General features: G+C 72.6%; 18 protein-coding genes. 5 read left to right on the top strand and 13 right to left on the bottom strand.

Translation table 11 applies throughout. The features are described from left to right. Nucleotides 1-178 precede the first annotated feature (178 nt). From ASE15_RS15365 to ASE15_RS15395, 7 genes are all read right to left on the bottom strand, one after another. Nucleotides 179-994, bottom strand: a complete 816-nt coding sequence (locus ASE15_RS15365; RefSeq protein ID WP_056645736.1) for a MazG family protein — start codon at nucleotides 992-994, stop codon at nucleotides 179-181. A 66-nt stretch (nucleotides 995-1,060) separates the two neighbouring features. Next, nucleotides 1,061-3,166: a carbohydrate-binding module family 20 domain-containing protein gene (locus ASE15_RS15370; RefSeq protein ID WP_369800623.1), complete on the bottom strand. Its 2,106-nt coding sequence runs from the start codon at nucleotides 3,164-3,166 to the stop codon at nucleotides 1,061-1,063. 370 nt (nucleotides 3,167-3,536) lie between these two features. Next, nucleotides 3,537-4,364: an ABC transporter ATP-binding protein gene (locus ASE15_RS15375; RefSeq protein WP_082618491.1), complete on the bottom strand. Its 828-nt coding sequence runs from the start codon at nucleotides 4,362-4,364 to the stop codon at nucleotides 3,537-3,539. After that, nucleotides 4,361-5,209: an ABC transporter ATP-binding protein gene (locus ASE15_RS15380; RefSeq protein WP_056764145.1), complete on the bottom strand. Its 849-nt coding sequence runs from the start codon at nucleotides 5,207-5,209 to the stop codon at nucleotides 4,361-4,363. Before ASE15_RS15380 ends, ASE15_RS15375 begins: the two co-directional genes overlap by 4 nt. Beyond that, a complete protein-coding gene (locus tag ASE15_RS15385) occupies nucleotides 5,206-6,141 on the bottom strand; it encodes an ABC transporter permease (RefSeq protein WP_082618492.1) in 936 nt (311 codons plus the stop codon). Before ASE15_RS15385 ends, ASE15_RS15380 begins: the two co-directional genes overlap by 4 nt. Beyond that, entirely contained in the window at nucleotides 6,138-7,106 is a 969-nt protein-coding gene (locus tag ASE15_RS15390; protein WP_056764147.1) for an ABC transporter permease, read from the bottom strand. Before ASE15_RS15390 ends, ASE15_RS15385 begins: the two co-directional genes overlap by 4 nt. A 10-nt stretch (nucleotides 7,107-7,116) precedes the next feature. Continuing rightward, entirely contained in the window at nucleotides 7,117-8,619 is a 1,503-nt protein-coding gene (locus ASE15_RS15395; protein WP_056764149.1) for an ABC transporter substrate-binding protein, read from the bottom strand. Nucleotides 8,620-9,135: 516 nt separating this feature from the next. Here ASE15_RS15395 and ASE15_RS15400 point away from each other — a divergent pair. Continuing rightward, nucleotides 9,136-9,867 carry a hypothetical protein gene (locus tag ASE15_RS15400; RefSeq protein ID WP_056764151.1) on the top strand — a complete coding sequence of 244 codons (732 nt, stop codon included), beginning with the start codon at nucleotides 9,136-9,138 and terminating at the stop codon, nucleotides 9,865-9,867. A gap of 74 nt (nucleotides 9,868-9,941) precedes the next feature. Next, nucleotides 9,942-11,144 (top strand): acyltransferase, encoded by a 1,203-nt coding sequence (locus ASE15_RS15405; RefSeq protein ID WP_082618493.1) that lies wholly within the window; start codon nucleotides 9,942-9,944, stop codon nucleotides 11,142-11,144. Here ASE15_RS15405 and mfd read toward each other — a convergent pair. The 4 genes from mfd to ASE15_RS15425 all read right to left on the bottom strand — a co-directional run bounded on the left by mfd (nucleotide 11,095) and on the right by ASE15_RS15425 (nucleotide 18,257). After that, nucleotides 11,095-14,793 carry a transcription-repair coupling factor gene (gene mfd, locus ASE15_RS15410; protein WP_056764156.1) on the bottom strand — a complete coding sequence of 1,233 codons (3,699 nt, stop codon included), beginning with the start codon at nucleotides 14,791-14,793 and terminating at the stop codon, nucleotides 11,095-11,097. The genes ASE15_RS15405 and mfd overlap by 50 nt on opposite strands. A 463-nt stretch (nucleotides 14,794-15,256) precedes the next feature. After that, a complete protein-coding gene (locus tag ASE15_RS15415) occupies nucleotides 15,257-15,799 on the bottom strand; it encodes a hypothetical protein (protein WP_056764158.1) in 543 nt (180 codons plus the stop codon). A gap of 140 nt (nucleotides 15,800-15,939) precedes the next feature. Next, nucleotides 15,940-17,097, bottom strand: coding sequence for a GNAT family N-acetyltransferase (locus tag ASE15_RS15420; protein WP_056764161.1), 1,158 nt, complete (start codon nucleotides 17,095-17,097; stop codon nucleotides 15,940-15,942). Nucleotides 17,098-17,114: 17 nt separating this feature from the next. Then, the gene (locus tag ASE15_RS15425; protein WP_157277241.1) at nucleotides 17,115-18,257 is read right to left on the bottom strand and encodes a GNAT family N-acetyltransferase; all 1,143 of its coding nucleotides are present in this window, start codon (nucleotides 18,255-18,257) and stop codon (nucleotides 17,115-17,117) included. 216 nt (nucleotides 18,258-18,473) lie between these two features. Here ASE15_RS15425 and ASE15_RS15430 point away from each other — a divergent pair, with 216 nt between their 5' ends. Beyond that, nucleotides 18,474-19,139, top strand: a complete 666-nt coding sequence (locus tag ASE15_RS15430) for a phosphatase PAP2 family protein (protein WP_056764165.1) — start codon at nucleotides 18,474-18,476, stop codon at nucleotides 19,137-19,139. Nucleotides 19,140-19,171: 32 nt separating this feature from the next. On the opposite strand, the gene ASE15_RS15435 is transcribed toward ASE15_RS15430, so the two are convergent. After that, nucleotides 19,172-20,392, bottom strand: coding sequence for a glycosyltransferase family 4 protein (locus ASE15_RS15435; protein ID WP_056764168.1), 1,221 nt, complete (start codon nucleotides 20,390-20,392; stop codon nucleotides 19,172-19,174). A gap of 84 nt (nucleotides 20,393-20,476) precedes the next feature. Between ASE15_RS15435 and ASE15_RS15440 the strand changes: the two genes are divergently transcribed. Beyond that, nucleotides 20,477-21,580, top strand: coding sequence for a glycosyltransferase family 1 protein (locus ASE15_RS15440; RefSeq protein WP_056764169.1), 1,104 nt, complete (start codon nucleotides 20,477-20,479; stop codon nucleotides 21,578-21,580). Nucleotides 21,581-21,586: 6 nt separating this feature from the next. On the opposite strand, the gene ASE15_RS15445 is transcribed toward ASE15_RS15440, so the two are convergent. Beyond that, nucleotides 21,587-24,964 (bottom strand): hypothetical protein, encoded by a 3,378-nt coding sequence (locus ASE15_RS15445; RefSeq protein ID WP_162259140.1) that lies wholly within the window; start codon nucleotides 24,962-24,964, stop codon nucleotides 21,587-21,589. A gap of 106 nt (nucleotides 24,965-25,070) precedes the next feature. Between ASE15_RS15445 and ASE15_RS15450 the strand changes: the two genes are divergently transcribed. Beyond that, nucleotides 25,071-26,201, top strand: a complete 1,131-nt coding sequence (locus ASE15_RS15450; protein WP_162259141.1) for a glycosyltransferase family 4 protein — start codon at nucleotides 25,071-25,073, stop codon at nucleotides 26,199-26,201. Nucleotides 26,202-26,220: the final 19 nt, after the last annotated feature.

Here is a 26,220-nt window from a genome sequence, read left to right on the forward strand (position 1 = left end):
GCTCCTTCAGGCTGCTTCCAGGTCCGGAGCGCAGGGCAGGCGACGATGGCGGTCGGGCGCGTCCGGGGTTGTCGCAACCCAGCCTAGTGGTCGGGAACACATAGTGCTCCCGCCGTCGGCACGTGGACACGATCGCCCGCATGTCGACCGTCCACGCCCGCCGGAGCGCCGGCGTGCGTCACCCACGGGGCGCGCTCGCGCTCGTCTCGGTCGCGACGATCGCCCGCTCGACCTCGCGCAGGGCGCCCCGCAGCGCCGTCTCGGCGTCCACGCCGTCGGCCTGCGCGCGGCGCACCACGTCGAGCAGCTCGCGCCCGTACGCCCGCTCGGTCGCGTCGACAGGTGCGGTGCGGTTCTCGTCCTGGTCGCCCGCGGCTGCGCCGCCCACCGTGCCCGACGACGCCGATCCCCTCCCAGGCCGCGCCTCGCCCGGGGCGAGGGTCGGGACCGACGGGGGCTCCGTCGTCGGGCCGGAACCCGAGGTCACCGCCCCGACCCCGGCGCGCTCCGCGCGGGACAGGACCTTCTGCGCGCGGGCCAGCGCACCCTGCGCGAGCGGGATCCCCTCCAGGACCGACTCGCGCTGCTTCTCCTGCTGCTTGATCTGGTCCCACTGGGCGTACAGAGCCGCGTGGCCGTCGCCCGTCGCGACCGCGGTGTCCGCGAACACGTGCGGGTGCCGCCTGACGAGCTTGGCGACCAGGTCGGCCGCGACGTCGTCGACCGTGAACGGGTCGACCGGGTCCTCGCTCGCGATGCGCGCGTGGAACAGGACCTGGAGCAGCAGGTCGCCCAGCTCCTCGCGCATGCCCGCGCGGTCGCCCGTCTCGATGGCCTCGGCGAGCTCGTGCGCCTCCTCGAGGAGGTAGCGGACCAGGGTCTCGTGGGTCTGCTCGCGGTCCCACGGACACCCGCCGGGCGAGTACAGGCGGTCCATGACGGCGACGGACTCGCGCAGGGGGTCGACGGGGCTGGAGGGCTCGCTCGTGGTCATGCGCCCATCGTAGGGACGACGGACCGGAGGGCCCCGGACGGGGACCCTCCGGACTGCCTGCTGCGGCTACTTCCAGGTGTCGTTCAAGGTCACGGCCCCGTTCGCCCCGACCGTCGCGGTGCGGTTGGCACCGCTCTCCCAGACCACGTTGCCCGCGCCGTCCTTCTTGACGTACTTGTACTCGAAGGTCGTCCCGGCGGGCAGGTCGAGCGTGAGCTTCCAGACGGGGTAGCTCGCGGCCGAGAGCGGCTTGGCCGAGGCGGGTGCCCACGATCCGAGGGCCGTGATGCTGCCCACGACGTAGACGCTCTGCCCCAGGACCGTGGTGGCGTTGACCGAGAAGCTCGCGTCGCCCTCGCTCTCACCGGTCCCGCCGCCCCCGGTCCCTGCGCACGGGTCGCCCGCGGTCACGACGCCGCCCGAGACCTGGACGTGCCGGCCCGTGAGGCTGAAGTCCTTGCCGCCGTTGTTGTCCCACGTGCCCGAGCCGTTGGTGAACGCGGCCGTGACGGTGGCCCCGTTCGCGGGGATCTCGCGCGAGACCCAGCCCGTGCAGGCTGCGGTCATGTCGACGCCGGGAGCCGTGGTCCAGGCGCCCGCACCGATCTTGTAGTGGACCTTGTACGCGCTCCACCCCTTCGAGGTCGAGTAGTAGACGGTGGTGGCGGAGGTGGTCGGGCAGTCGACCGTGCACGGCGTGCCGCCGGTCTTCCCGACGTGCAGCGCGAGAGCCCCGTACGCGGGCACCGTCGCGGTGAACGTCCCCGAGGAGCTCACGGTGTACGTCGTGGAGCAGTCCTTGCTCGCCACGACGTCGCAGTAGGTGTTCGCGGGCAGCGACGACTGGTAGGTGCGCGTCACGGCCGAACCGGTGTTGTTGATCGCCACGTACCCCTTGTCACCGCGGCCGTAGGCGATGTTGTTGTTGCCGTCGTCCCACCAGTTCGTCACGGACGTGCCCTCGACCGTGTTGTGGAAGCCGACCATGCCGGCGATCTCGGTCCAGCGCTGCGTGCAGGTCCAGGCGCTGTTGGAGCAGCTCGCGTCGGGGACCGAGCTGTTGGTGGCACCGGGCGCGCCCGCGTCCTTGTCGTTCCACGTGTAGCCCGTGTAGACCGAGGGTGAGCCGTAGGGCCACGAGAGCATGAACGCGTTGGCGAGCTTGTACTTGGCGCCCCACTTGTAGTTCATGGTCTCGCCGTTGCGCTCGGTGTCGTGGTTGTCGACGAAGACCCCCGCACGATCGGAAGCGAGCTTGTTGTCGGCGATGTAGCGCAGGTCCTTGATGCTCCCGTCGAACCTGCTCTTGAGGTCCCGCGCGTAGTTGAACTCGTGCGAGTCCCCGCTGCCCAGGTACTCGGACGGCTGGATGGGCTCGCCCGCGGCCCCGATGACCTCGTGGACCCAGTAGACGTTCGGGTTGGTGAGCTTGGCCTTGATGGCCTCGAGGTCTGCGGCCGGGATGTGCTTGGCCGCGTCGATGCGGAAGCCCGCGACGCCCAGGCCGAGCAGGTCGTTCATGTAGCCCGCGATCTTGCCGCGCACGTAGTCGGAGCTGGTGCGCAGGTCCTGGAGCGAGACGAGGCGACAGTTCTGGACGTTGTACCGGTCGCCGTAGTTGGTGATGTTGGCGCGGCAGTCGTTGAAGTCGTTCGCGCCGTACGGGACCCCGGGGAAGTTGTCGACCGAGTAGCTGGTCCCTCCCGTGCCCGTGCCGGACCCGGTGTCGGCGCCCGCCGTGTGGTTGACGACCGCGTCCACCACGATGCCCACGCCTGCGGTCCTGCAGGTGTTGACCATGTTCTGGAACTCGGCGCGGTTGCCGAGCTTGGACTCGATCTTGTAGCTCACGGGCTGGTAGGAGGTCCACCACGCGGTGCCCTGGATGTGCTCCTGGGGCGGCGAGACCTGGACGTAGCCGAAGCCGGCCGGTCCGATCGTGCTGGTGCACTCGGCGGCGACCGCGTCCCACGTCCACTGGAACATGTTGAGGACGACGTTCCCTCGACCGTTCTCCGACGCGACCACGGGCGAGGGCGTCGGGGCCTTGGCCGAGGCGGGTACCGCCCCGGCGACGAGGCCCGAGGTGAGCACGGCGAGCGCCGTGAGCCCGGCGAGGAGTCTGTGCCGTGGGTTCCCGCGGACCGGTCTGGTTGTTCGGCTGAGCATCATTGCTGCGTTCTCCGTTCGGTGCTGCGCACAGCCCCGCGTCGGTGCGTGGCTGCCCGTCCGCGCCCCGGCGTCGGTGCCGGGGCGTTACCGCTCCCCCTGTCCCCCTGGACCGGCCTGACCGCCGGCCGAACCCGCGCCTGTCACCATTACAGAGAATTGCGGGTTCTTGCTGAAAGATTACACAGACCCGAGGGACGTGTCTCCCTTTCCGGACATGCAAGAAGGTTGCGGGTTGTCGGGCAGCGCAGTTCAGGCGCCACGAGAGAGAGGGTTCTCGTCGAGACAGAGGTCCGCAGGCCTCTGTCTCGACAAGAACCCTCTCCGTCGACGGGATCCCGCTGCGGCGCCGTGCCCGACGGCGGCACGCCCCTCAGGGCAGCGTCGGCACCGCCGCGAGCAGCTCACGCGTGTACGCAGCGGTCGGCCGGGTCAGCACCTCGCGCGTGGGGCCGGCCTCGACGACCTCTCCCCCGCGCAGCACCACGGTCTCCTCGCACAGCTGCCCGACGATCGCCATGTCGTGGCTGACCAGGACGAGCGTGAGCCCCAGCTCGCTCTGGAGCCGGCGCAGCAGGTCCATGACCTGCTCGCGGACCGACACGTCGAGCGCGCTCACGGGCTCGTCGCCCACCAGGACCGACGGCGAGGGCGCGAGGGCCCGGGCGATCGCGATGCGCTGGCGCTGGCCACCCGAGAACTGGGCCGGGTACTTGGTCCGGGCGTCGGGGTCGAGGCCCACCCACCCCAGCACCTCGTCGACGCGCGCCGACACGTCGCCACCGATCCGGAGCGAGCGCAGCGGCTCGGCGACGATCCGGGCGACCGTCATGCGCGGGTCGAGCGACGTGCGCGGGTCCTGGAGGACGACCTGGACCTCGCGCCGGTACCGCCGCATGAGCGCACGGTCCCGGCGGTCCAGGGGCGCGCCACGGTAGGAGATCGTGCCGCTCGTGGGGCTGTCGAGCCCCAGCAGCAGCCGAAGGAGGGTCGACTTCCCGGCGCCCGACTCACCCACGATCCCCACGCTGCGCCCCGCACGGACCGCGAGGTCGACGCCCGCGAGCGCCGTCGTCGGGGGTGTGCGGCGCGAGCCGCCGAACTCGCGCCGCACGCGGTCGAGCGCGACGAGAGGCGCGGCGTCACCTGCCGGCCGGTCCCCGGGGACCGGCCGGTCGCCGCTCGTGGGCTGGTCGCTCATCGGTCCTCCAGGGTGGGCAGGTGGGTCACGGCGCGCGCCGCGGTGAGCAGCGAGCGCGTGTAGGGGTCCTCGGGCGCCTCGAGGGCGCGCGCGACGCTCGTGGCCTCGACGACCTTCCCGTGCCGCATGACCACGAGGTCGCGCGTGACGCGGGCGACCACGGGCAGGTCGTGCGACACGAAGACCAGGGCCGTCCCGGTGCGCTCGATCAGGTCGTCGAGCAGGGCGAGGATCTCGGCCTGCACGGTCACGTCGAGGGCCGTGGTGGGCTCGTCGGCGATCAGGACGTCGGGCTCGCACGCGAGGGCCATGGCGAGGCAGGCGCGCTGGCGCTGCCCGCCCGAGAGCTGCCAGGGGTAGGAACCGAGGATGCGCGCGGTGTCGTCGAGGCGCACCAGGCGGCACAGCTCGGCGGCGAGCTCGGCGGCCCGCGCACGCGAGACCTTGCGGTGCAGACGCAGCGGCCCGGCGATCTGCCGCCCGATCGTCATGAGCGGGTCGAGCGCCGTGAGGGGCTCCTGGAAGACCATCGCGATGCGGGCCCCGCGCACGCGGCGCATGGCCTTCTCACCGAGGGGCAGCAGGTCGGTCCCGTCGAGCAGGACCTGCCCGGTCGCGGTCATGCCGTCGGGCAGCAGCCCGAGGATCGCGGCCGCGGTGAGGGACTTGCCCGAGCCGGACTCGCCGATCACGCCCAGGCGCTCGCCGGGCGCGACGCGCCAGCTCACGCGGTCGAGCAGCACCCGGCCCGACGACGTCGCCACCGTCAGGTCCCGCACCTCGAGCCCGGTGTGACTCGTCGTGGGGCCGGCGGTGCTCGGCGTGGGAGCGGTCGTGCGCGTCATCGGTCGCCTCGCAGGCTCGGGTCGGTCCGTTCACGGATGCCGTCGCCCAGGAGGTTCAGGCCGAGCACGGTCCACGCGATGAGCAGCCCGGGCAGGATCGCCCCGAGCGGCTGGACCGCGACGGACTTCTGGGCGGCGCTGAGCAGCCGCCCCCAGGACAGGGCCGACGGCGAGCCGAGCCCCAGGTAGGAGAGCGACGCCTCGGCGAGGATCGCCCCGCCCGCGAGCAGCATGAGCTGGACCAGCAGGGTGGGGGCCACGTTGGGCAGGACGTGGCGCAGGATGGTCCCCCACCAGCCCGTGCCCGACGCCGTCGCGGCCGTCACGTAGTCCTCGCGCAGCACCCGCGCGGCGTTGACCCGCGTGACGCGCGCGATCACCGCGGCCCCCGAGATGCCGATCGCGACGATCGCCGAGGTCAGGGACGCACCCCGGACCGTCACGATGAGCATGGCCAGCAGCAGGGTCGGGAAGGCGATCATCAGGTCGATCACGTTGAGCAGCGCGACGTCGGCCCACCGCGTGGTCGCCGCCGCGACCACGCCGATCGTGATGCCCAGCACGCCCGCGATGACGACCGAGGCGATCGCCACGGTCATCGCGACCGTCGCCCCGCCCATGAGCTGGCTCAGCAGGTCGCGTCCCAGCCGGTCGGTGCCCGCCCAGAACTGCGCGCTCGGCCCCTCGAGGCGCCCGCCCGTGCCGGCCGCGCCCGCGCCCACGTCGTAGGGCGTCCAGAAGATCGCGACGACACCGACGAGCGCGACCAGCCCGACCATGACGAGACCCGCGACGAACGACGGGCTGACGCTCCGCCGTCGGGCGCGCGGGGCGCCCCCCGCACCGCCCGAGACGTGCGGCGCGAACGACTCCTCGACCTCGATGCGGCCGGCAGCGGCCCCGGGGATCTCCCCGCCCAGGTTGATGCTCATCGTGCGCCTCCGAGGGCCGAGCCGGCGCGCAGCCGGGGGTCGATGCCGCGCTGGGCGAGATCGACCAGGAAGTTCGTGACGAGGACCAGAGCCGTCAGCCCCAGGACGAGCGCCTGCACGACCGGCAGGTCACGGCCCTCGACCGACGAGACCAGCAGCGTGCCGAGGCCCGGGAGCGCGAAGACGTTCTCCACGACCACGGCCCCCAGCAACGACGTCGCGAGCTCGATCCCGAGGATCGCGACGACCGGGACCGCGCCGTTGCGCAGCCCGTGCCGTGCGAGGGCGTGCCACCGGCCGTAGCCGAGCGAGCGAGCCGTGCGGACGTAGTCCTGGTCCAGCACGTCGAGCGTCGCCGAGCGCACGTACCGGACCATGACCGACGACATGGCGATGGCCACGGTCGCCACGGGCAGGACCAGCGACCTGACGGCCGCCGCGGGGTCCTCCCAGCCCTGGCGGGGGAACCCGCCGGGCGGCAGGACCCCCGCCTCGAGCGCGAAGACCCACACCAGGATCACGCCGACCCAGAAGACCGGCACCGCGACGCCCAGCTGCGACACGGCCGAGACCGTGACCCCCACGACGCCGCGACGACGGACCGCCGCGACGACCCCGAGCGGCACCGACACGAGCACCGAGACCACGAAGGCCGCGAGGCTCAGGGGCAGCGTGATCGGCAGCTTGCTCGCGATCAGCTCGCCCACCGGGAGGCGCGAGACGAACGACGTGCCCGCGCTCCCCGAGAACAGTCCCGCGACCCACTGCCCGTACTGCGTCCACAGGGGCTGGTCGGTGCCGAGGTCGGCACGCAGCTGCTCGAGCTGGTCGCTCGTCGTGCCCACGCCGAGCGACGTGCCCGCGCTGTCCCCCGGCAGGAACCGGAGGACGGCGAAGACCACGACGCTCGCGAGGACCAGCGACAGCAGCAGCGTGCCGACGCGCGTCAGGAGGTAGCGGGACATGGGTGCTCGGTCAGCCTTCCCGCACGATGTCGGCGACGTAGAAGCTCTCCGTCACCTGGTTCACCGGGAAGCCCGTGATCTCGGCGCGAGCGACCCGGATCTGCGGGTCGAGGTACAGCCAGGCGCTCGCCGCCTCCTGCCCGATCGTCTCGTTGACCTGGGTCAGCAGGGCCGTCTGCTCCTCGGTCGTGGCCGCCTGGTCGGCGTACGCGACCCACTGCTGGACGTCCTTGTTGTCGTAGCCCCAGTAGAAGTCCGGGTTGGCGTACCAGACGACGTCGCGCGGGTTCACGTGGCCCATGAGCGTGGTCTGGAAGTCGTGGTCCGTGTAGATCTTCTGGTACCAGGTCGCGTCGTCGATCGGGTTGAGCGTGAGCGTGACGCCCACGGCCTGGAGGTCGGCCTGGAGGAGCTGGGCGATCGTCTCGGACGGGTCGCCCGCGACGTAGTCGACCGCGATCGTCAGGTCGCTCACGCTGGCCTGCGCGAGCAGGTCCTTCGCGGCCTGCGGGTCGTACGCGTGCACGTCGGCCTGGTCGACGAACCACGGGTCCGTCGGGGGGACCATCGAGCCGATGACCTGGCCGTAGCCGTCCCACACGGCGTCGAGCACCTTCTCGCGGTCGATCGCCTTGTACAGCGCCTGGCGGACGCGGACGTCGTCGAACGGCGCGACGCGGTCGTTGAAGGCCCAGATCTGCTTGGTCGTCGACGTGCCCTCGGTGATCGTGAACGCGTCGTTCCCCTCGAACTGCACGAGCTGGTCCGGGGAGTCCTCCGCGATGACCAGGTCGAGGTCGCCGGTCAGGAGCGCGTTGTTGAGCGCGGTCGTGTCCTTGAAGAAGCGGAACGTGACGCCCGAGTTCTTCGCGGGCTCGCCCCAGTAGTCGTCGTTGCGCTCGATCGTCAGGTGGTCGCCCTGCGTCCACTCGACGAACCGGTACGGGCCCGTGCCGTTCTCGCTCGTGAGCTCGGTGTCGCCGTCCTGCACGACCGTCACGGACGCGAGGTAGAACGGCAGCGACTGGCTGCGGCGCGACAGGTCGAGCTGGACCGTGGCGTCGTCGGGCGCCGTGATCGACGAGATGACCGACAGGTCGTTCTTGCGCGCGCTCTTGGACTCGGGCGCGATGGTCTGCGAGATGCTCCAGACGACGTCCTGCGCCGTGAGGTCCGACCCGTCGTGGAAGTGCACGTCGGGCTGCAGGTGGAACGTGTAGACCAGGCCGTCCTCGGACACGTCCCAGTCCTTCGCGAGGGTCGGGACCACCTGGCCGTCGACGTCGACCGAGGTCAGACCCTCGAAGACGTTGCGCGTCATGGTCTGCGAGACGCCCGAGCTGCCGCCGACGTTGCGGACCAGTCCGGTGGGCTCGTTGGTCGAGCCGATGACGATCTCGGCATCCGTGCCCGCCGCGGCGCTGCTGCTCGCACCGCCGGACCCGCCCGAGCCGCACGCGGCGAGCAGGAGGGTCGTCGCCAGGACCGCGGCGGCTGCCTTGAGGGTTCTCATGGGGGTTCTTCCGTTCCAGGAGGTGCAGCGAGGCTGCACGGGGACCACCCCGGACGCGACCGGTAGGCCGACGGACGGTGTGGCGAGGGGGATCGTGGAGCGTCGGCAGTCCGACGGCGTGGACGAAGCCATGAGGCCGGGGGCCGAGGGGGCCGTCGGACGTCGCCGCAGCGTGCCGCGCGAGGGCGCGGCGGGCAGGGGGAGGCGACTGCCGGAAGGCGGGGAAGGATCAGACCTGTGCGAGAGGGGCCGTCACGTCGGGGTGGTCCCGCGACGGACGCCGCCTGTCAGCGGCTGCTCAGAGACAGCGACAACAGCGGGCGGCGCTCGTCGAGCCGTGCCGTCCGGTGCTGGGGGTGCGCGTGGGAGCGCTCAGGTCGAGAAACATGATGCGACAACTATCTCACCGACCGGGCGGTATGGATACGCGCGACGGGTGTGGTGGTGGTCACGTCCGGTCGCTGCTAGTGTCTCCGAGCCGAGCCTGAGCTCGCCTGGGTCGTCGATGGAGCACTCATGCTGCGTGTCACCGTGCCTGTCAGAGTTCTCGTCCGCCGCCTCGCGCTGGCGATCGCCGTGCTGGCGGTCCTGCACCTCCTCGCGAACTTCCTCGAGAAGGGAGCCGGGCTGCACGGCGGCGCGATCGAGCCGCTCGTCCACTACTTCAGCATGGATGAGGAGGTGAACGTCCCCACCTGGTTCACGGTGATCCTGCTGGCCTCGACCGGCCTCGTGACCGGCGACCTGCTGCACGCCGAGCCGGACCGGGGACGCCGGTGGGCGTGGGGACTCATCGCGTTCGTGCTCCTCTACCTGTCGATCGACGAGATGACGAGCTTCCACGAGCACCTCGGGACGTCGCTCGAGGAGCACTTCCGGAGCATCGCCGACCTGCCCTTCAACGGCTGGATCGCGTTCTACGGTCCCCTCGCCCTCGTCGTGGCGGCGATCGTGGTCCCGCTCCTGTGGCGGCTCCCCCGGCAGTTCCTGCGTCCCATGGCCCTGGCCGGGGTCCTCTACGTGGCCGGCGCCGTCGGTTTCGAGGCGATCGCGGGACTGCTCGAGGACCAAGGCTTCGACCGGGCGACGTTCGTCGGACAGCTCGCGGTCCTCGGAGAGGAGACCCTCGAGATGATCGCGGTGCTCGTCTTCCTGGTGGCGGTGGTGCGATACCGCGACGTCCTCGACGTAGAGCTCCGTCCTGGCAGGGCAGGCCCGGCCGACGAGGTGACCACACTTCATCCTTGACCCCTTCCCCTCGCCGCGCCCACGATGCAAGAGCGGCCCTCCACAGGGCCGCGCACCAGCGGCAGGGGACATCGATGGCGACTCCGGCAGGACCCGCCGTCGTCCGGCGCCATCTTCCGTCGCTCACGGCAGTGCGTGCGATCGCTGCTGCGGCGGTCCTCGTCTTCCACCTCGACTACTGGCAGGTCCTCGACATCCCCGGGGCGTACTACGGCAGCACCGGCGTCGCGCTCTTCTTCGTCCTCTCAGGATTCATCCTGACGTGGACGGCCAACGCGGCGCTCCCGCGGAGCGGCTTCTACCTCCGGCGGATCGCGCGGATCTACCCCGACCACCTCGTGACGCTGGTCGCGGCCCTGGTCATCGCTCTGGTCGTCGGGAGCCCACCCGTCACGGGCCGCATCATCGGGGCCAACGTCCTGCTGCTCCAGGCCTGGTCGCTGGACCCCACGGTCGTGTACGGGCTCAACGGCGTCGCGTGGTCGCTCTCGTGCGAGCTCGCGTTCTACCTCGCCTTCCCGTTCCTCCTGCCGCTGCTGCGGCGCTGGTCGGGCCGGACCCGGCTCGTCGTGACCCTCGTGGCGCTCGCGATCCCGCTCGTCGCGACGGTCGTGGCCCCCACCACCTACCAGGTCCTCTACCACTTCCCCCTCGCCCGGTTCCCCGAGTTCGTCCTGGGCGTCGTCGCGGGTCTCGCGTTCGTCGAGGGCCACCGGTCGCGGATCCCATGGGTCGGGGTGCTCGGGATCTTCGCCGCGGTGCTCGTCGCGGCCGAGCTCACGCACGCGACCGAGGCCGTGGCCCGCGTCGCGCTCGTCCTGCCGTTCGCACTGTTCCTCATGCTCTGCGCCGAGCGCGACCTGCGTGGCCGGCGAGGGGTGCTGACGCACCGCGTCCTGATCGTCGCGGGCTCGGCCTCGTACGCGTTCTACCTGGTGCACGAGCTCGTGATCCGCCGCGTGCTGGCCACGCCGCTGACGGGGGTGCTCGCCGCGGCCGTCATCACGGTGGCCGCCGCGGCGCTGGCCTACGCGCTCTACCGGTTCGTCGAGGAGCCCGCACGCCACCTGGTCGTGAACCGCTGGGGGCGGGGGCGGCGCGCGTCGGCGGGCGCGCCCACGGGCGCGGCGCAGGCCTCCCCCGGCCCGACGGCGCCGCTCGCCGACGCGGGCGCGTCGCCCACCGCGGACCCCACCCCGGCCCCCACCGCCGCCGCGACAGAGACGGCTACCGCTTCGCCGTCCCCACCGACGCGGCCGCACTCACGTCGCCCGTGATGACCGCGTCGATGAGCTGGCGCGCCCAGGCGAGCACCTCCATGCCCCGCAACGGGCGACCGCCGATGCGCGCCGTCGTCGGGAAGGGCACGAGGAACGCGCGGATCGCGGGCTTGAGCATGGCGCCCGGGTAGAGGCGCTTGAGGCGCAGCTCCGCGGACTCCGGGAGGTCGACGGGCGCGAAGCGCACGAACTTGCCCTGCGCCGTGACGTCCGCGAGCCCCGCGCGGCGCGCGTGGTTGCGGAAGTCGGCGACCGCGAACAGCGCCTCGACGACCTCCGGGAGCGCGCCGTAGCGGTCGACCAGCTCGGCCCGCACCTCGGCGAGCGCCGGCTCGTCCTGGGCCGCCGCGATCTTGCGGTACGCCTCGAGGCGCAGGCGCTCGTGCGCGATGTAGTCGTGCGGGATGTGCGCGTCCACGGGCAGCTCGATCGAGACCTCGGGGGCTTCTTCCTCGACCTCGCCCTTGAACGACGCCACGGCTTCGCCGACCATGCGCACGTACAGGTCGAACCCGACGCCCGCGATGTGCCCCGACTGCTCGCCGCCCAGCAGGTTGCCCGCGCCGCGGATCTCGAGGTCCTTCATGGCGATCTGCATGCCCGCGCCGAGGTCCGTGTTGGCGGCCATGGTCGCGAGGCGGTCGTGCGCGGTGTCGGTCAGCGGGCGCTCGGGCGGGTACAGGAAGTACGCGTACGCGCGCTCGCGCCCACGACCCACGCGGCCACGGAGCTGGTGGAGCTGGGAAAGGCCCAGCATGTCGGCGCGCTCCAGGATGAGCGTGTTGGCGTTGGAGATGTCGAGGCCGGTCTCGATGATCGTGGTGCAGACCAGGACGTCGAGCTCCTTCTCCCAGAACGCCGTGATCGTCTGGTCGAGCTGGGACTCGCTCATCTTGCCGTGCGCGACGCCGATGCGGGCCTCGGGGACCAGCTCGCGCAGGCGCTGGGCCGTGCGGTCGATCGTCTCGACCTTGTTGTGCACGTAGAACACCTGGCCCTCGCGCAGCAGCTCGCGACGGATCGACGCCGAGATCTGCTTCTCCTCGTACGCGCCCACGTACGTGAGCACGGGGTGCCGCTCCTCGGGCGGGGTCGCGAGGGTCGACATCTCGCGGATGCCCGTGACGGCCATCTCGAGCGTGCGCGGGATGGGGGTCGCGCTCATCGCGAGCACGTCGACGTTGGTCCGGAGCTGCTTGAGCGTCTCCTTGTGCTCGACGCCGAACCGCTGCTCCTCGTCGATGATGACCAGGCCCAGGTCCTTGAACTTGATGGACCCCGAGATGATCCGGTGCGTGCCGATCACGACGTCGACCGAGCCGTCCTTGAGCCCCTCGACCGTCTCCTTGGACTCGGCCTCGGTCTGGAAGCGCGAGAGCGCCTTGACCGTCACGGGGAACGCCGAGTAGCGCTCGGCGAACGTCTGGAAGTGCTGCTGGACCAGGAGCGTCGTGGGAACGAGGACCGCGACCTGCTTGCCGTCCTGCACGGCTTTGAACGCCGCCCGGACCGCGATCTCGGTCTTGCCGTACCCGACGTCGCCGCACACGAGCCGGTCCATGGGGACGGGCTTCTCCATGTCGGCCTTGACCTCGTCGATCGTGACGAGCTGGTCGGGCGTCTCGACATACGCGAACGCGTCCTCGAGCTCGCGCTGCCACGGGGTGTCGGGCCCGAACGCGTGCCCCTGGGTGGCCATGCGCGCGCTGTAGAGGCGGATGAGCTCGCCCGCGATCTCCTTGACGTGCTTGCGCGCCTGGCTCTTGGTCTTGGCCCAGTCCGAGCCGCCCATCTTGTTCAGGCTGGGCGACTCGCCGCCCGTGTACTTGGTGACCTGGTCGAGCTGGTCGGACGGCACGAACAGGCGGTCGCCCGGCTGGCCGCGCTTGCTGCTCGCGTACTCGATGACGAGGTACTCGCGCGTCGCGGCGTTGCCGCCCGTGCCGAGCGTGCGCTGCACGAGCTCGACGAACTTCCCCACGCCGTGCTGCTCGTGCACCACGTAGTCGCCCGCGCGCAGCGCGAGGGGGTCGACGACGTTGCGCCGCCGCGAGGGCATCTTGCGCATGTCGCGCGTGCTCGACCCCTGGCGTCCCGTGAGGTCCGACTCGCTGAACACCGCGAGCTTGAGCTCTGGCGCGACGAACCCCGGCCCCACGGGGGCGGGCGTCACGAGCACGACGCCGCCCTCGGGCTCGGTGTCGATCGACGCGACGAGGCGCGCGGCCGTGTCGACCGCGGAGAGCTGCTCGGTCATGCGACGTGCGGGGCCGTGGCCCTCGGTCGTCAGGACCAGGCGCCAGCCCGCGTGCTGGAGCGAGCGCAGGTCGTCGAGCGCGCGCTCGACGTCCCCGCGGTAGGACTCGACGTTGCGCGCGGGCACGGTGAAGGTGGTCACGCCGTCCGTGCCCATGCCCGACGTCGGGCCCTCGCCTCCGGGGAGCTCGTCGCCCGGGTGGGCCTCGCCGTCGGGGGTGGCGCCCTCGTCGAGACCGAACGGGCTGAGCGTCCACCACCCGAGGCCGCGACGCTCGGCGACGTCGTGGACGTCCGCGAACGTCTCGAACGACGCGGCCGAGAGGTTGATCGGGGTCGAGCCGCCTGCGGCGGCGCCGGTCCAGGCGGCGGCGAGGAACTCCTCGGTCGTCGCGACGAGGTCGTGCGCGCGGCGGCGCACGCGCTCGGGGTCGTTGATGATCAGCAGGGCGTCGTCAGGGACGAGGTCCAGGACGGGCAGCATGCGGTCCACGAGGACCGGGGCGAGGGACTCCATGCCCTCCACGGCGATGCCGGCGGCGAGCTTGTCGAGCATGTCGGTCGCGCCGGGGAGCGTCTCGATCAGCTCCGCCGCGCGGGCGCGCACCGCGTCGGTCAGGAGGATCTCGCGGCACGGCGGCGCCCACACGCCGTGGTCCGCGATCTCGAGGCTGCGCTGGTCCGCGACCGCGAACCAGCGGATCTCGGTGACCTCGTCGCCCCAGAACTCGACGCGCAGCGGGTGGTCCTCGGTCGGCGGGAAGACGTCGAGGATGCCGCCGCGCACCGCGAACTCGCCGCGCCGCTCGACCATGTCCACGCGCTGGTAGGCGGCCGCGCTCAGGCGCTCGGCGACGTCCGTGAGGTCGACCGTCTCGCCCGTGCTGAGCTCGACCGGCTCCAGGTCCCCCAGGCCCTCGACGACCGGCTGCAGCAGCGCACGGACCGGCATGACGAGGACGCGCACCGGGCCCGACTGGCTGATCTCGCTGGTCGGGTGCGCGAGGCGGCGGAACACCGCGAGGCGCTTGGCGACCGTGTCGCTGCGCGGCGACAGCCGCTCGTGCGGCAGCGTCTCCCACGCGGGCAGGACCGCGACCAGGTCACCCAGCTCGTCGGGCAGGTAGGCGCGCACGCTCGCGGCGAGCTCGTCGGCCTCACGACCCGTCGCGGTCACCACGACGAGGGGCCGGGAGCCCTGGGCGGGGGCGCCCTTCTCTGCCCCGGCGGCTTCCCCGGTCGCGGTCGCCCCCGCCATCGCGGCGAGCAACGGCGGGCGCACGCCCACCGGTCCGACGACGTCGACCGCGCCCCGCAGGCGCACGTGCTCGACGACCGCGCGCGCGGTCGGGTCGGCCAGGAGGGCGGGCAGGATTCCGGTGAGGTTCATGAGTTCCTTCGAGCAGGGTCACCGACGGCGGTCGTCCACAGGCAGGGCACGGGTCGACGCGCCCCGCAGCGAGAGGCGGGGCACGCCGGGACAGCACGAGCGGCCCGGACCGAGGTCGAGGCGGCGGTCCGGGCTGAGGGTGCGAGAACCAGGTTACGCCGAGGGGGTGACAGGGGGCGCGGTGGTTTCGCGGAGCGCGCACGCCCTGCCTACCCGGAGCACAACGCACCTAGGTCTCGCCCAACGGGATCGTCGAGCGTCGGGAGCAGGCCCGCGTGCGAGCAGCGAGTCCTCGGCGAGTGCGCTCTCCACGATCTGCCTTGGCGAAACGCAACCAGCACCTCGCAAGCTGACGAGCCGCGGCAACCAACCCGAGCGACGCAAATCCCTACCATCGATGACGACACCCCAGCTGCGACTCGCGAAGTGGGCAATCCCCCGCACGTTCTCGAGCCGTGCAGTGCTAGAGCCTAGAGATCTGCTCCCGAGCAATGTCGAGCAACCCGGGCGCGGCCATCTCGCACCACTGATCCACGTAGTCCAGGTCAGGAAGCGGAAAGAAGGCATCACGGTTCGTCAGTCGCCACTCCAGGTACCTGGAATCATCTAGATACGGATCCTCTGAACGGTTCGCCAGCGGCAAGACAAACCGAGCCGCACTCTCCCGCAGCAGCTCGCGGTCAAGCGCGGAGAGAACATCGTGCAGCATCGTCGTCTTATAGACGGTTGTCGCGATGTTGTACATCTCCCACCCCACCGGCCCATAGCCCCCCTCGGCACCGACGCAGGTCGCCTTTCTCGTTTCACCACCATCGATCAACGAGAACATCCGACCAACGGTCTCGAATCGCAGCCACACGGCGGCACCCCTGCCCTGATCGTTCGACCTCACCCAACCCGAAGGCGTGCCGCTCAGCCTCTTCATCCCCAGCGCCTTGAACTGACCGTCGAGTCGACGCATCACCGCAGTTCTCGCCGCCGCGCGACTGAGCAGCTGTGACGTCATCAATACCTCACCAACACCCTCTGCATGCCATCTCCGCTCTGAGGAACCACTACCAGCAGTGGTTCATCCTGCGTGATCCCGTTGCAGTTCGGCACGAGTTGGCTGCACCAGGACGCGCGACCCGCCGCGTTCCGTTGCCTTCAGCCCCGCCGCTCCCGCACCCACCTACGGACCCTCCCCGACGCCACGATCGCCGACAGCAGCGCCCGCGACGGCCAGCTCCCCACGGCGCACGTGACCGAGACGAGGTCCACACGGTCGGGGTAGAGCAGCGTCTCGTCGGGGTACCGGCGCGGGTCGATGCAGCTGTCGACCAGCACCGTCCCGGGCATCTCGGCGAGCAGGCGCATCCCGAGCAGCCGCCCCCACGCCCCGGGTGAGTGCGCCGACCAGGCCGGGTCGTAGGCGTCGGAGATCGAGAAGACCACGCCGTCGCGCCGGACGCGCACCGCGAGGTACACCGGCGCCCCGGCCGGACCGACCCGCAGCACGTGCGCCTCACCCCGCTCGCGGTAGGTCTCCACCAGTCCCGCGAACCACTCCGCGGCGCCGGGCACCACGCGCCGGGCCTCCCCTCCCTGGGCCCGGTCGCCCTTCCAGCCCGCGGCCTCCAGGTCGAGAAAGTGCTCGACGACGTCGGGCTCGTCCGTCGCGTCGACGATCCGCAGCTCCTGCCCGAGCTCCTCGACGAGGTGTCGCCGCCCGCGCCGGAGGTTCTTGCGCCGCGAGGCGGACAGCTGCGGACCAAGCTCCTCACGAGCACCCCGCCCCGGCACGAGCGCCCCGCGCGAGATCCGGTCCCACTCGCGCACCGGCATGCCCGCACGGGCGAAGGCGTCCAGCAGCAACGTCGTCGTCTCCCCCGACGCCCTCAGCAACGGGAGGTCGACCGCCTGGCCGAGCGCTCGCCGTCGGGCATGGAGCGCCGCGACCAGCGCCGCGACCGCCAGCCGCGGGCGGGCCGCGTCCACGAGCGGCGCGCGCAGCGCCGCGAAACGCTCGACGAACGGCCCGTCGAGGCTCGCGTGCCGCGCAGGCCACAGCCGGTTGCGAGCCACGGTCTCGAACGGGAGGAACGCGAGCCAGCCCGACCCGTCCGCCACGACGAGCGCCCTGACCGCGCGCCCTCCCCCCATCCCGCGGGCGGCCGCCCCCAGGACGGCGGGCTCGAAGTAGAGGTTGGGCTCGAGCGAGGAGTCCGCGAGGCGCTGCCAGGCCGCGAGGTCCTCGGCGCCCAGATCGGCCACGCGCACGACCCGGCTCGCGACCTCAGCGCCTGCCGCGGCGGCGCTGCCCACCGGCGCACCGTGAAGCCTCACCGGAAGCGCCGCACCACACGCGCGGCGGCCCGCATGACCCGCATGGTCAGGCGCGCGAAGACGCCCCCCGTCACGACGGTCGACGAGACCATCGTCAGCCGGTCCGGGAAGAGGGCGGTCGCGTCCTTGTAGAGCGAGGGGTTCATCGAGCTGTCGAACACCTCGACGTCGGTGTTCTCGTCGAGCCAGGACAGCGCCATCATGCGCCCGATCGCCCCGGGTCCGTACCTCGCCCACTCCTCGCTGTAGACGTCGAAGTACCCGAACGCCGTGGAGCCGGTGCAGACGATCACCGCCATGTGCAGCAGGACCCCTCCCGCCACCAGCGCGAAGACGTGGGCTCGCCCGCTCGTCGAGAAGCCGGCGAGCATCTCGCTGAACCACTCCTGACCACCCCGCCGGTTCCTGAAGCCCAGTCCCCCGCGCGCGGCGTCGCCCTTCCACCCCTGCTGCTCGAAGTCGAGGAACGCCTTCGCGATCTCCGGGTCGTCCGCACGATCCTCCAGGACGAGCGTCTGGCCCACCGCACGCTCGAGCCGTCGGCGGCCCCGGGCGAGCGACTTGCCCCGGGGCATGCGCTCGGCCCAGCTCCCGGGCTCCCCCTCGTCGAACCGGACAGCGCCCCGCGGGTCACCGCCCCACGCGTGCACCGGCAGGCCGCGCTCCCGGCACGCCTCGTCGAGGCGTCGGTTGACCTGCCCGTCCCGCGAGAGCAGGTGCAGGTCGATCGCCTGCCCGAGCTCACGGCGCCGCTCGTGGAACGCGTCGACCAGCGCCTCGACGGCCTCGTCGACGCGCGAGCCGTCGACGAGCGGCGTCCCGAGCGGGCAGTAGAGCGCGAGGAAGTCCGACCCGGTCGAGGCGTGCCGCCACGGCCAGTGCTTGTCGCCCGGGACCATCTCGAACGGGAGCGCGGCCCACCAGCCGCCGGGCTCGGCCCCCCGCGGGTCCCCGCCCGGGACCTCGTCGACGACGAGGAGCCGCAGCCCGGACCCGCCGCTGAGCTCCCGCACCGCGGGCACCAGCATCTCGGGCTCGAAGTACGGGTTGGGCTCGGCGGCGCGGGCGGCGAGCGCCCGCCACGACTCGATCTCCTGATCCGTCAGGTCGATGATGCTCAGCACACGACTCCGTGCCATGAAGGACCCTCTGTCGTCCGGCGATCGCTTTCCCTGGACCTCGCGAGATCGGTGCCCGGGGCATCTGCAGTACGACGGTAGACACCGAACGACGCCGGGGCCACAGTGGGAGCACTGATTTCACCCGGCCGGATTCCCCATGCCGCGCCGTCGTCGTCCACTCGTCCGCCCAGGTGCACCCAGGTGCCGCCCGACGCACTCCCAGGAAGGCCTGCCGTGACCACGGACGAGCTGCACGACGTCGACGCCCGCCCAGGGCGGTCGGCCCGCGTCCCGCTCCTGCTCGCAGCAGCCGTGGCGCTCGGGGCCGTGTTCGCCGCGACGTACGTCGTGACCGTCCGCACGCTCTCAGGGCAGCAGATCGACAACGGCGCGTTCGTCTCGTGGCAGCAGCTCAACCCGTTCCTCGGGTCGTTCGCGCAGGTCCTGCGACCGGCCCTGCCCGTCGCGCTCGGGGTCGTGTGCGCGGTCCTCGGGGTCCTCGCGCTGCGGGCCCGTCGGTGGAAGGACGTGGTGCGTGCCGTGGCCGTCGTGGCCGTCACGGTCCCGCTCGCTCGCTGGCTCCGCGACGTGGTACTCGACCGGCCGGACCTCGCCGACCTGGCCTATCCCCAGAACACGCTGCCCTCGGGGCACGTCGCGGTGACGGCCGCGCTGTGCGTCGCGGTCGTGTTCCTCTGGCCGCGCCGCTCGGGGGCTCTCGTGGCGTGGGCCGTGGTCGTGAGCCTCGTGGCGTGCGTCGCCTCGTTGCTCGAGCACGCGCACCGCCCGAGCGACGTCGTCGCGTCTCTCGTGCTCGTGGGGGCGGTCACGTGCCTGGTGCTCGCGCTCACGCAGCGCCGGCGCGTGGCTCGCGAGGTAGAACCTCCTGCGTCGAGGTAGTACCCGCTGAGTTCTACCTCGCGCAGGAGGTTCTACCTCGGCGCACGGGATCGCCGGGCGGACCGGGATCTCAGGACACGCGCGTAGACGTCGTCGTACCGGTCGACGACGGCCTCCCAGGTGTAGCCCTCGACCTCACGGCGGCCCGCGGCCCCGAGCGCGGCCGCGAGGTCGGGCGCGTCGAGCAGCGACCCGATCGCGCCCGCGAGCGCCGCGGCGTCCCGGGGGTCGACGAGCAGGCCGTCGACGCCGTCGGTGAGGAGCGTGCGGGGGCCTCCGAGCACCGTGCCCACCACAGGGCGTCCGGCCCGCCAGGCCTCGAGGACCACGATCGACGCGGCCTCCTTGCGGCTCGGCACCACCACGACCGTGGCCGCCGCGAGCGCCTCGGCGACGGCGTCCGGTCCCAGCATCCCGGGGAAGGACACGCGGTCCTCGACCCCGAGAGTCCGCGCGCGACGCCGCAGCTCCGCGAGCTCCGACCCGTCGCCCACGATCGTGAGCCGGGCCCGCTCGGCGAGTCCCGACGACGCGAACGCCTCGAGCAGCAGGTCGAAGCCCTTGACGTGCTCGACGCGGCCGACCGCGAGCAGCACGGGTTCCGCCGCGTCGCCGGCGACCGGCCCGGTGTCGGCCGGGGCCGCGGGACCCGCGCCACCGGCCTGGGCTGCCGCTGCCGCCGGCCCCCCACCGAGCTCCACGCCGTTCGGCACGACGACGGCTCCCGCGTACCCGAACCGCTCGGCCAGGTCCTCGGTGACGATCGTCGAGCAGCCCGTCACGGCGTCCGCGCGGGCGAGGGCCGCGCCGAACCAGGTGCGCATCCACCACGACGTGCCGAGCGCGTCGTGGTCGTCGGCGAAGGTCTCGCCGTGCGAGCTGACGACGAGCGGCGTGCGGGTGACACGCCCAAGGGCCGTGGCGTAGACGCCGTTGGGACCGAAGCACTGCACGTGCAGGACGTCGGGGCGCAGCGAGCGGTACGCGCCGAACCATCGCCACGCGGCCGCGGGCCAGCGGACCGCGAAGGACAGCACGCCGCGAGCGCCGCGCGAGGGCTGGGGGGTCGGCAGGTAGCGGACCGTGACGCCGTCGAGCACGCGGGTCCCGAGGTGCTCACCCTGGTCGACGGCCCACACCTCGACCGTCTCGCCGCGCGCGGCGAGGACGCGCGCGACGTGCTGGACGTGGGTCTCGACCCCACCCGTGCGGGGCGCGTAGGAGCTCGTGACGAGCGCGGTCCGGGGACTCATTTCGCCCTCTCAGGGCCGGGGCCCGGCGGCCGCGCAGGGCTAGAGTGGGCCACTTCCCGACCTGCGAGAGAACGGACTCCCCGCATGCCGCAGCTGGTGATCGCGACCGTCGCGGTTGAGGTGCCCATGGGCGCGCAAGTTTATCAGGAGGAGGTCGCCACCCGGGCGGCCCGAGCCCTCTCCGCACCCCCCGGGGACACGGTTTCACCCACCGCGTCGCAGGCTCCCGAGGTGGCCGGGAACTGGACCGTGAAGCGCACCGTCGCCCGCTCCCTGCGCTCGCCCCTGCCGGGCACGCTCCGCCTCCCGCTCTCCCGCCTCGGCACCGCCTCGCCCGCGCTCCGCAGGGCCGCAGGCCGGGTCGTGTACCCGCGCGGCGCCGTCGTGCACCGCGTCGGGCTCGAGCTGCCCCCGCACCCGACGCGCGACGTCGTGACCATCCAGGACGTGGTGTCCTGGCGGTTCGACGACGAGTCCCGGCCTGTGCGTGCGGCCGCCGAGGAGGCCCGGCGCGCGGCGGCCGTCGTCACCGTCTCCGAGTTCAGCGCCGACGAGATCGCCGAGCTGCTCGGCGTCGAGCGCCCGCACGTCGCCTACAACGGGGTCGACGAGCGCTACTTCCGTACCCCGCCGCTCGACGCGGCGGCGCTCGAGGCCCTGGGCATCACCGGTCCGTACGTGCTGCACGCGGGGGGCGCCTCGCGGCGCAAGAACCTCGAGAGCCTCGCCGCGGCATGGCCACTGATCCACATCGCGCGCCCGGACCTGACGCTCGTCATGAGCGGTCCGCGCAACGCGCGGCGCGACGCGCTCTTCGGTGCGCTGGCGGGCACACGCCTCGTGGGTCGCCTGCCCGACGACGTCATGCCGGGTCTGGTCGCGGGCGCCGCCGTCGTGGTGGTCCCCTCGCACTACGAGGGCTTCGGCCTGCCTGCGCTCGAGGGCATGGCCGCGGGGGTGCCCGTGGTCGCGGCGCGCACGAGCTCGCTGCCCGAGGTCGTGGGCGACGGGGGCCTGCTCGTGGACCCGACGCCCGACGAGATCGCCCAGGCGACCCTGTTCGTGCTCTCGGACGACCCTGAGGTCGCGGCCATGGTCGAGCGCGGCCGGGTCCGCTCGGCCGACTTCACGTGGGAGCGCAGCGCGGCGCAGCACGCGGCCGTGTGGCGGAGCGTGGCCGCGCGCTGACGCGGTTCAGGCTCCCCCGGGCCCCCAGGCCTGGAGCGCGCTCACGGTCGCGACGTACGCACTCTCGGTGGCGAGCGGCAGGAACGACGGGTGCAGCCCGCCCACCACGCCCGAGTAGTTCGCCGCGAGCACGGGCACGCCCCGCTCGGTCGTCATGGGTACCGAGACGCGCACCGCGGTGACCTCGACCGGGTCGATCTCGAACACCGCGACCCGGTCGGAGAACTGGTCCTTCTGCTCGACGACGTCCTGCCACGTGCCGTCGGGCAGCTGGACCGAGACGGTGTAGTCCCGCAGCCCCATGCTGCAGCACCGGATCCCTGCCGTGGCGACGCCGATCCGGTCGATCGTCTGCGGCCCGTCGGTCGTCACGGTCACCGAGGGGTTCTCGTCGACGACGTCGTCCGCGAGGCGCCCGGATCTCCACGGGTCACGGACGTCGAACGTCCCCGAGGTCACGACCTGGGCGTCGGCCTCCTCGTGGGTCGAGGTGGCCGTCACGGGCTGGCCGGCCAGGAGGTCCGGGCCGAACGGCTGGGTGGCCTCGACCGCGAGTGCCTGGCCCGGCGCACCGACGAGGAAGACGGGCGCTCCCGTGACCGGGAGGTCGGCACCGTCCGGGCCGACCTCGATGCTCGTCTCGGCCCCGTACTGGTCGACCATCCGCAGCGTGCCCGGGCCGCCGTCGGCCGTGACGCGCAGCATGGTCGACAGGTCGTCGCCCCAGACCGCGAGCAGCTGCTCGCCCGTCGGTCCCACGGCCGAGGCCGCGAACGTGCCGGGCGCGCCCGTCTCGACGAACGTGGGCGACCCGTAGGGGGCGAGCAGCGCCGAGGTCGCGGCGAACGCCGCCCCGGACGGCTTGACGTAGCTGCCGTACTGGACGAGCGACCACGAGTTGCCCGACTCCCCGAAGCCCCCCTCGGAGAAGAAGTACGTCCACTCGTCGATCCCCTCGGACCCGTACCAGAGCAGCTTGCGCGCGACGTCCGAGCCGCCCGCCCAGAAGTTCGCGACGCCGTCGGACCACCAGCCGGACTCGGTGTCCCAGACGGGCAGGTCCCCGCACGGGGCCACGGCCTCGCGCAGCGCGTCCAGGTCGTCGCCCGGCTGCGAGAAGCCCTGCTCCTCCCACGAGCGGTTGAGGCCCGTGTAGGGGTGGATCCCGACGACGTCCATCGAGGCGCACCCGCCGGCCTCGACGAGCGCGGCCCACCAGTCGGGCACGATGCCCAGGGTGTTCCCGCCGACGATCCGGACCCCCGGGAACGCCGCGCGCGCCCCGGCCGCGAAAGGCGCACCGATCTTCTCCTCGTACTGCGCGCCGTCGTCGAAGCCCGTGTTGTTGGGCTCGTTCCACGGCTGCCAGGCCACGATCCCCGGTGCTTCCTGCGTGATCGCCGCGACGATCTCGCGCGACCAGCCCTCCCAGGTGCCCGCGTCGACCGCCGCCCGCTCGGCCTCGCCGCCGGACCCGAGCTGCAGCGTCAGCGTGACGCCGCTGGCCTCCGCGAGCGCCGCGGCAGCCGCGAGCTCGGCGAACGGGTCGGCCTCGGCCCCTTCCTCGGGCTCGGGCACGCCTGCGCTCGGGAGCGAGTCCCAGACGAGCCCGTCGGCGCTCGGGGTGCCGGTCGGGTCGGGCACGATCGCGCCGAAGTCGAGCTGCCAGCGGAAGCTGCCCACACCGAGCTGGTCGGCGAGCTGCACCCCGCGCAGGACGGAAGCCCCGCCCCAGTCGGCGCCGTCGGCCAGCCCGGCGAGGTCGAGCGGGGCGCCGGGGGCCCCGACCGTGTAGCGCAGGCACGTCCCCGAGACCGCGTCGCCGCTCTCGCGGTCGACCAGCGCCGCGTCGACCTCGTAGACCCCGGGCCGCGTGGCGGGCAGCGTCACGGGCACGTCCCCGCCGTCGGTCGGGATGTCGACGACCTGCTCGTCGCCCACGACCGGGTCGAACACCCGCGGGTCTCCCCGTACCTGGAAGCGCAGCTCGTACGTGTCGCTCCAGCGCCCCCACGAGTCGTCGAGGCTCAGGCGGACCGCGGGCTCCTCGCCCGGCGGGAAGTAGTTGTAGACCTCGTCGGTCACGAGCCCGGCCCCCGCGCCCATGACCGAGAGGAACCCGTCGTTGATCGCGTTGTACTTCACGGGCGCACCGAGCTGGTAGGCCATGCGGTCGGCCGTGACGGCGGTGAGCGCGACGGCCCCCTCGCTCGTGGTGAAGGCGTAGTACGTGCCGTCGTCGAGCACGAGGGGTGAGCCGTCGAGAAGCGTGAAGTCCGCGTCGAGGTCAGCGCGTGCGTCGGGCCACACACCGCGGCGGACGCCGTCCGCGCCCACGTGCTCGAACCCGAGGCCGTCCTCGATCACCACGAGACCGTCGCCGTCGGGGGCCGGTGCGACGCCGACCACGGCGTCGAACCAGTGCTGCGAGGGCTTGGCGAACGCCCACTTGCCGTTCGCGGTCGCCCCGAGATGCAGCTCCTCGGCCCCGTCCTGGTCGAGGACCGTCAGGTCGTCCGTGGCCCCCGCGTCCGACTTCCCCGACGACTCGAGCACCAGCCCGCCGTCCGGGAGCTGCCCCAGCACCTGGCCCGGGAAGTCGTCCCGGGTGCCGACGATCTTCCCGTCGGTCCCCACGAGGTGCAGGGTCTGCTCGGTCTCGTGCACGCCGATCACGGGCCGGCCGTCGAGGTCGTCCCACATCGCCATGCCGTACAGGTCGAGGACCCCACCCTCGGTCTGGTCGCCCTCGGGCAGGTGCGTGGTCCAGGAGCGGGTGCCGTCGGGCTCGAAGCGGACCAGGTCGCGGCGCTGCATGAGCGTGTCGAGGAAGTAGATCCCGCCGTCGGCGTCGACCTCGAACTGCTCGGGGCTGAACGCCTCGTTGCCCTCGTCGAGCTGCAGCTCGAAGTCCGTCGTGCCCACGGTCTCGCCCGTCGTCACGTCGTAGCGGGTCACGCGGTAGGCGCTCGACCGGTCCCACTCCAGGACATAGGCGAGCCCGTCGCGGACCCGCATCGAGAGGACGGTGCCGTCCGTCAGGGTCGCGACGTCGTCGACGACGTCCCGGCGCCCACCGAGCTCGGCCGGGTCGACCCCGTCGTGCGTGATCTTGTCGACCGCCGGGAACCCGCACACCGGGGCCGCCCCCGGCTCGCTCGCGCTGACGACCGTGGGCATGGGCGGACCGGACGTCCCGGGGTCCGCGGCCGCTCCGTCGCCGACCGCGCGGACGACCAGCACGGCCGCCGTGGCGACCACGACCGTGCCCGCGACGCCGACCACCCAGGTCCGGCGTCGTCGGTACCAGGGGGTGGGGCGCTCGCTCGGCGCTGGCGGGTCGGTCACGTCGGTGCTCCCGTCGGGCCCGGAAAGGTGGGCCAAGGGTCGATCGTACGTCGGGTCCCCGTCGCTCCAGAGGCCCCGGGAGGCACAATTCACCCCCTCGTGCGCACGGTCGACCGTCCGGACCATCCCCTACGCTGACCGCATGGACAAGGACCTGCCCGACGTCGCCCGTGCGCCCGCAGGCGGATCGGTCCTGTGGCTGAGCAACGAGACCCCCGACCGCGACGGTCAGGGCGGCCAACGACGCCAGTACTTCCAGATCCGTGCCCTGGTCCGCGCGGGATGGTCGGTCCACGTCCTGACCCTCGCCGGGGACCAGGACGACACGACCCTGCGGGAGATCGCGACCGTCGAGCGCTTCGCGCCGTTCCTCCACAAGCGCCTCCCCCACCCGACCCGCTACTTCCTGGCGCGCCGTCGTGCGCGCTCGGGCCGGTACGACCACGTGATCGTGGCCCACCTCGAGTCCTGGGCGCTGCTGCGCGGGGCCGGGCGTCGGCTCGGCGTCCCCATCCTCGTCGACGTCCACAACGTCATGAGCCCCTGGCTGTCCCGGTACGGCAGGACGCGTGAGGCCGCCACGTTCCGCCGGATCGAGGACCGCGTCCTGCGTGATGCGTCGGCCGTCTCGGTGTGCTCCCCCGCCGAGCTCGACCGCCTGCCGGACGGTGGGACCGCGCGGCGGATCGTCGCGCCGCACGGGATCGACGAGTCCGAGTGGCCGCCACCCCCCGCCGCCGTGCCGGGACCCGTCGTCGGGATGTTCGGCAACTGGTCCTGGACCCCGAACACCGCCGGGATCGCGTGGTTCGCCAAGGACGTGTGGCCCCGCGTCCGCGAGGCCGTGCCCGACGCCGAGTGGCACGTCGCGGGGAGCGGCACCCCCGCGCGGTTCGCCGAGATCGAGGGCTTCCGCGGGCTCGGTCGCGTCCCCGCGCTGACCGACCTCACGGCGGTCTCGCGCGTGGTCGGGGTCCCCGTGCGCGCGGGGGTCGGCGCCCCGGTCAAGTTCGGCGAGGCCCTCGCGACAGGGCGCCCCGTGATCGCCACGACCGACGGTGCGAGCGCGCACCCGGGCTCCCCGGCGCGCGTCACGAACGACACCGACGAGTGGGTCGCCTGGCTCGTCGAGCGGCTGGGTCCGGACCCCGCGCTCGCCGACGACGAGGGTCGGCGGACCTACCGCTGGGCGATGGACCAGCTGCCGTGGGAACGCACGACCGCGCCGATCGTCGCCTGGCTGTCCGAGAATTCCACCCGCTCCAGGGCCTGATCCGGCGTCCGCCCGCTGA

This window comes from Oerskovia sp. Root22 (assembly GCF_001429135.1).
Lineage (GTDB): Bacteria > Actinomycetota > Actinomycetes > Actinomycetales > Cellulomonadaceae > Oerskovia > Oerskovia enterophila.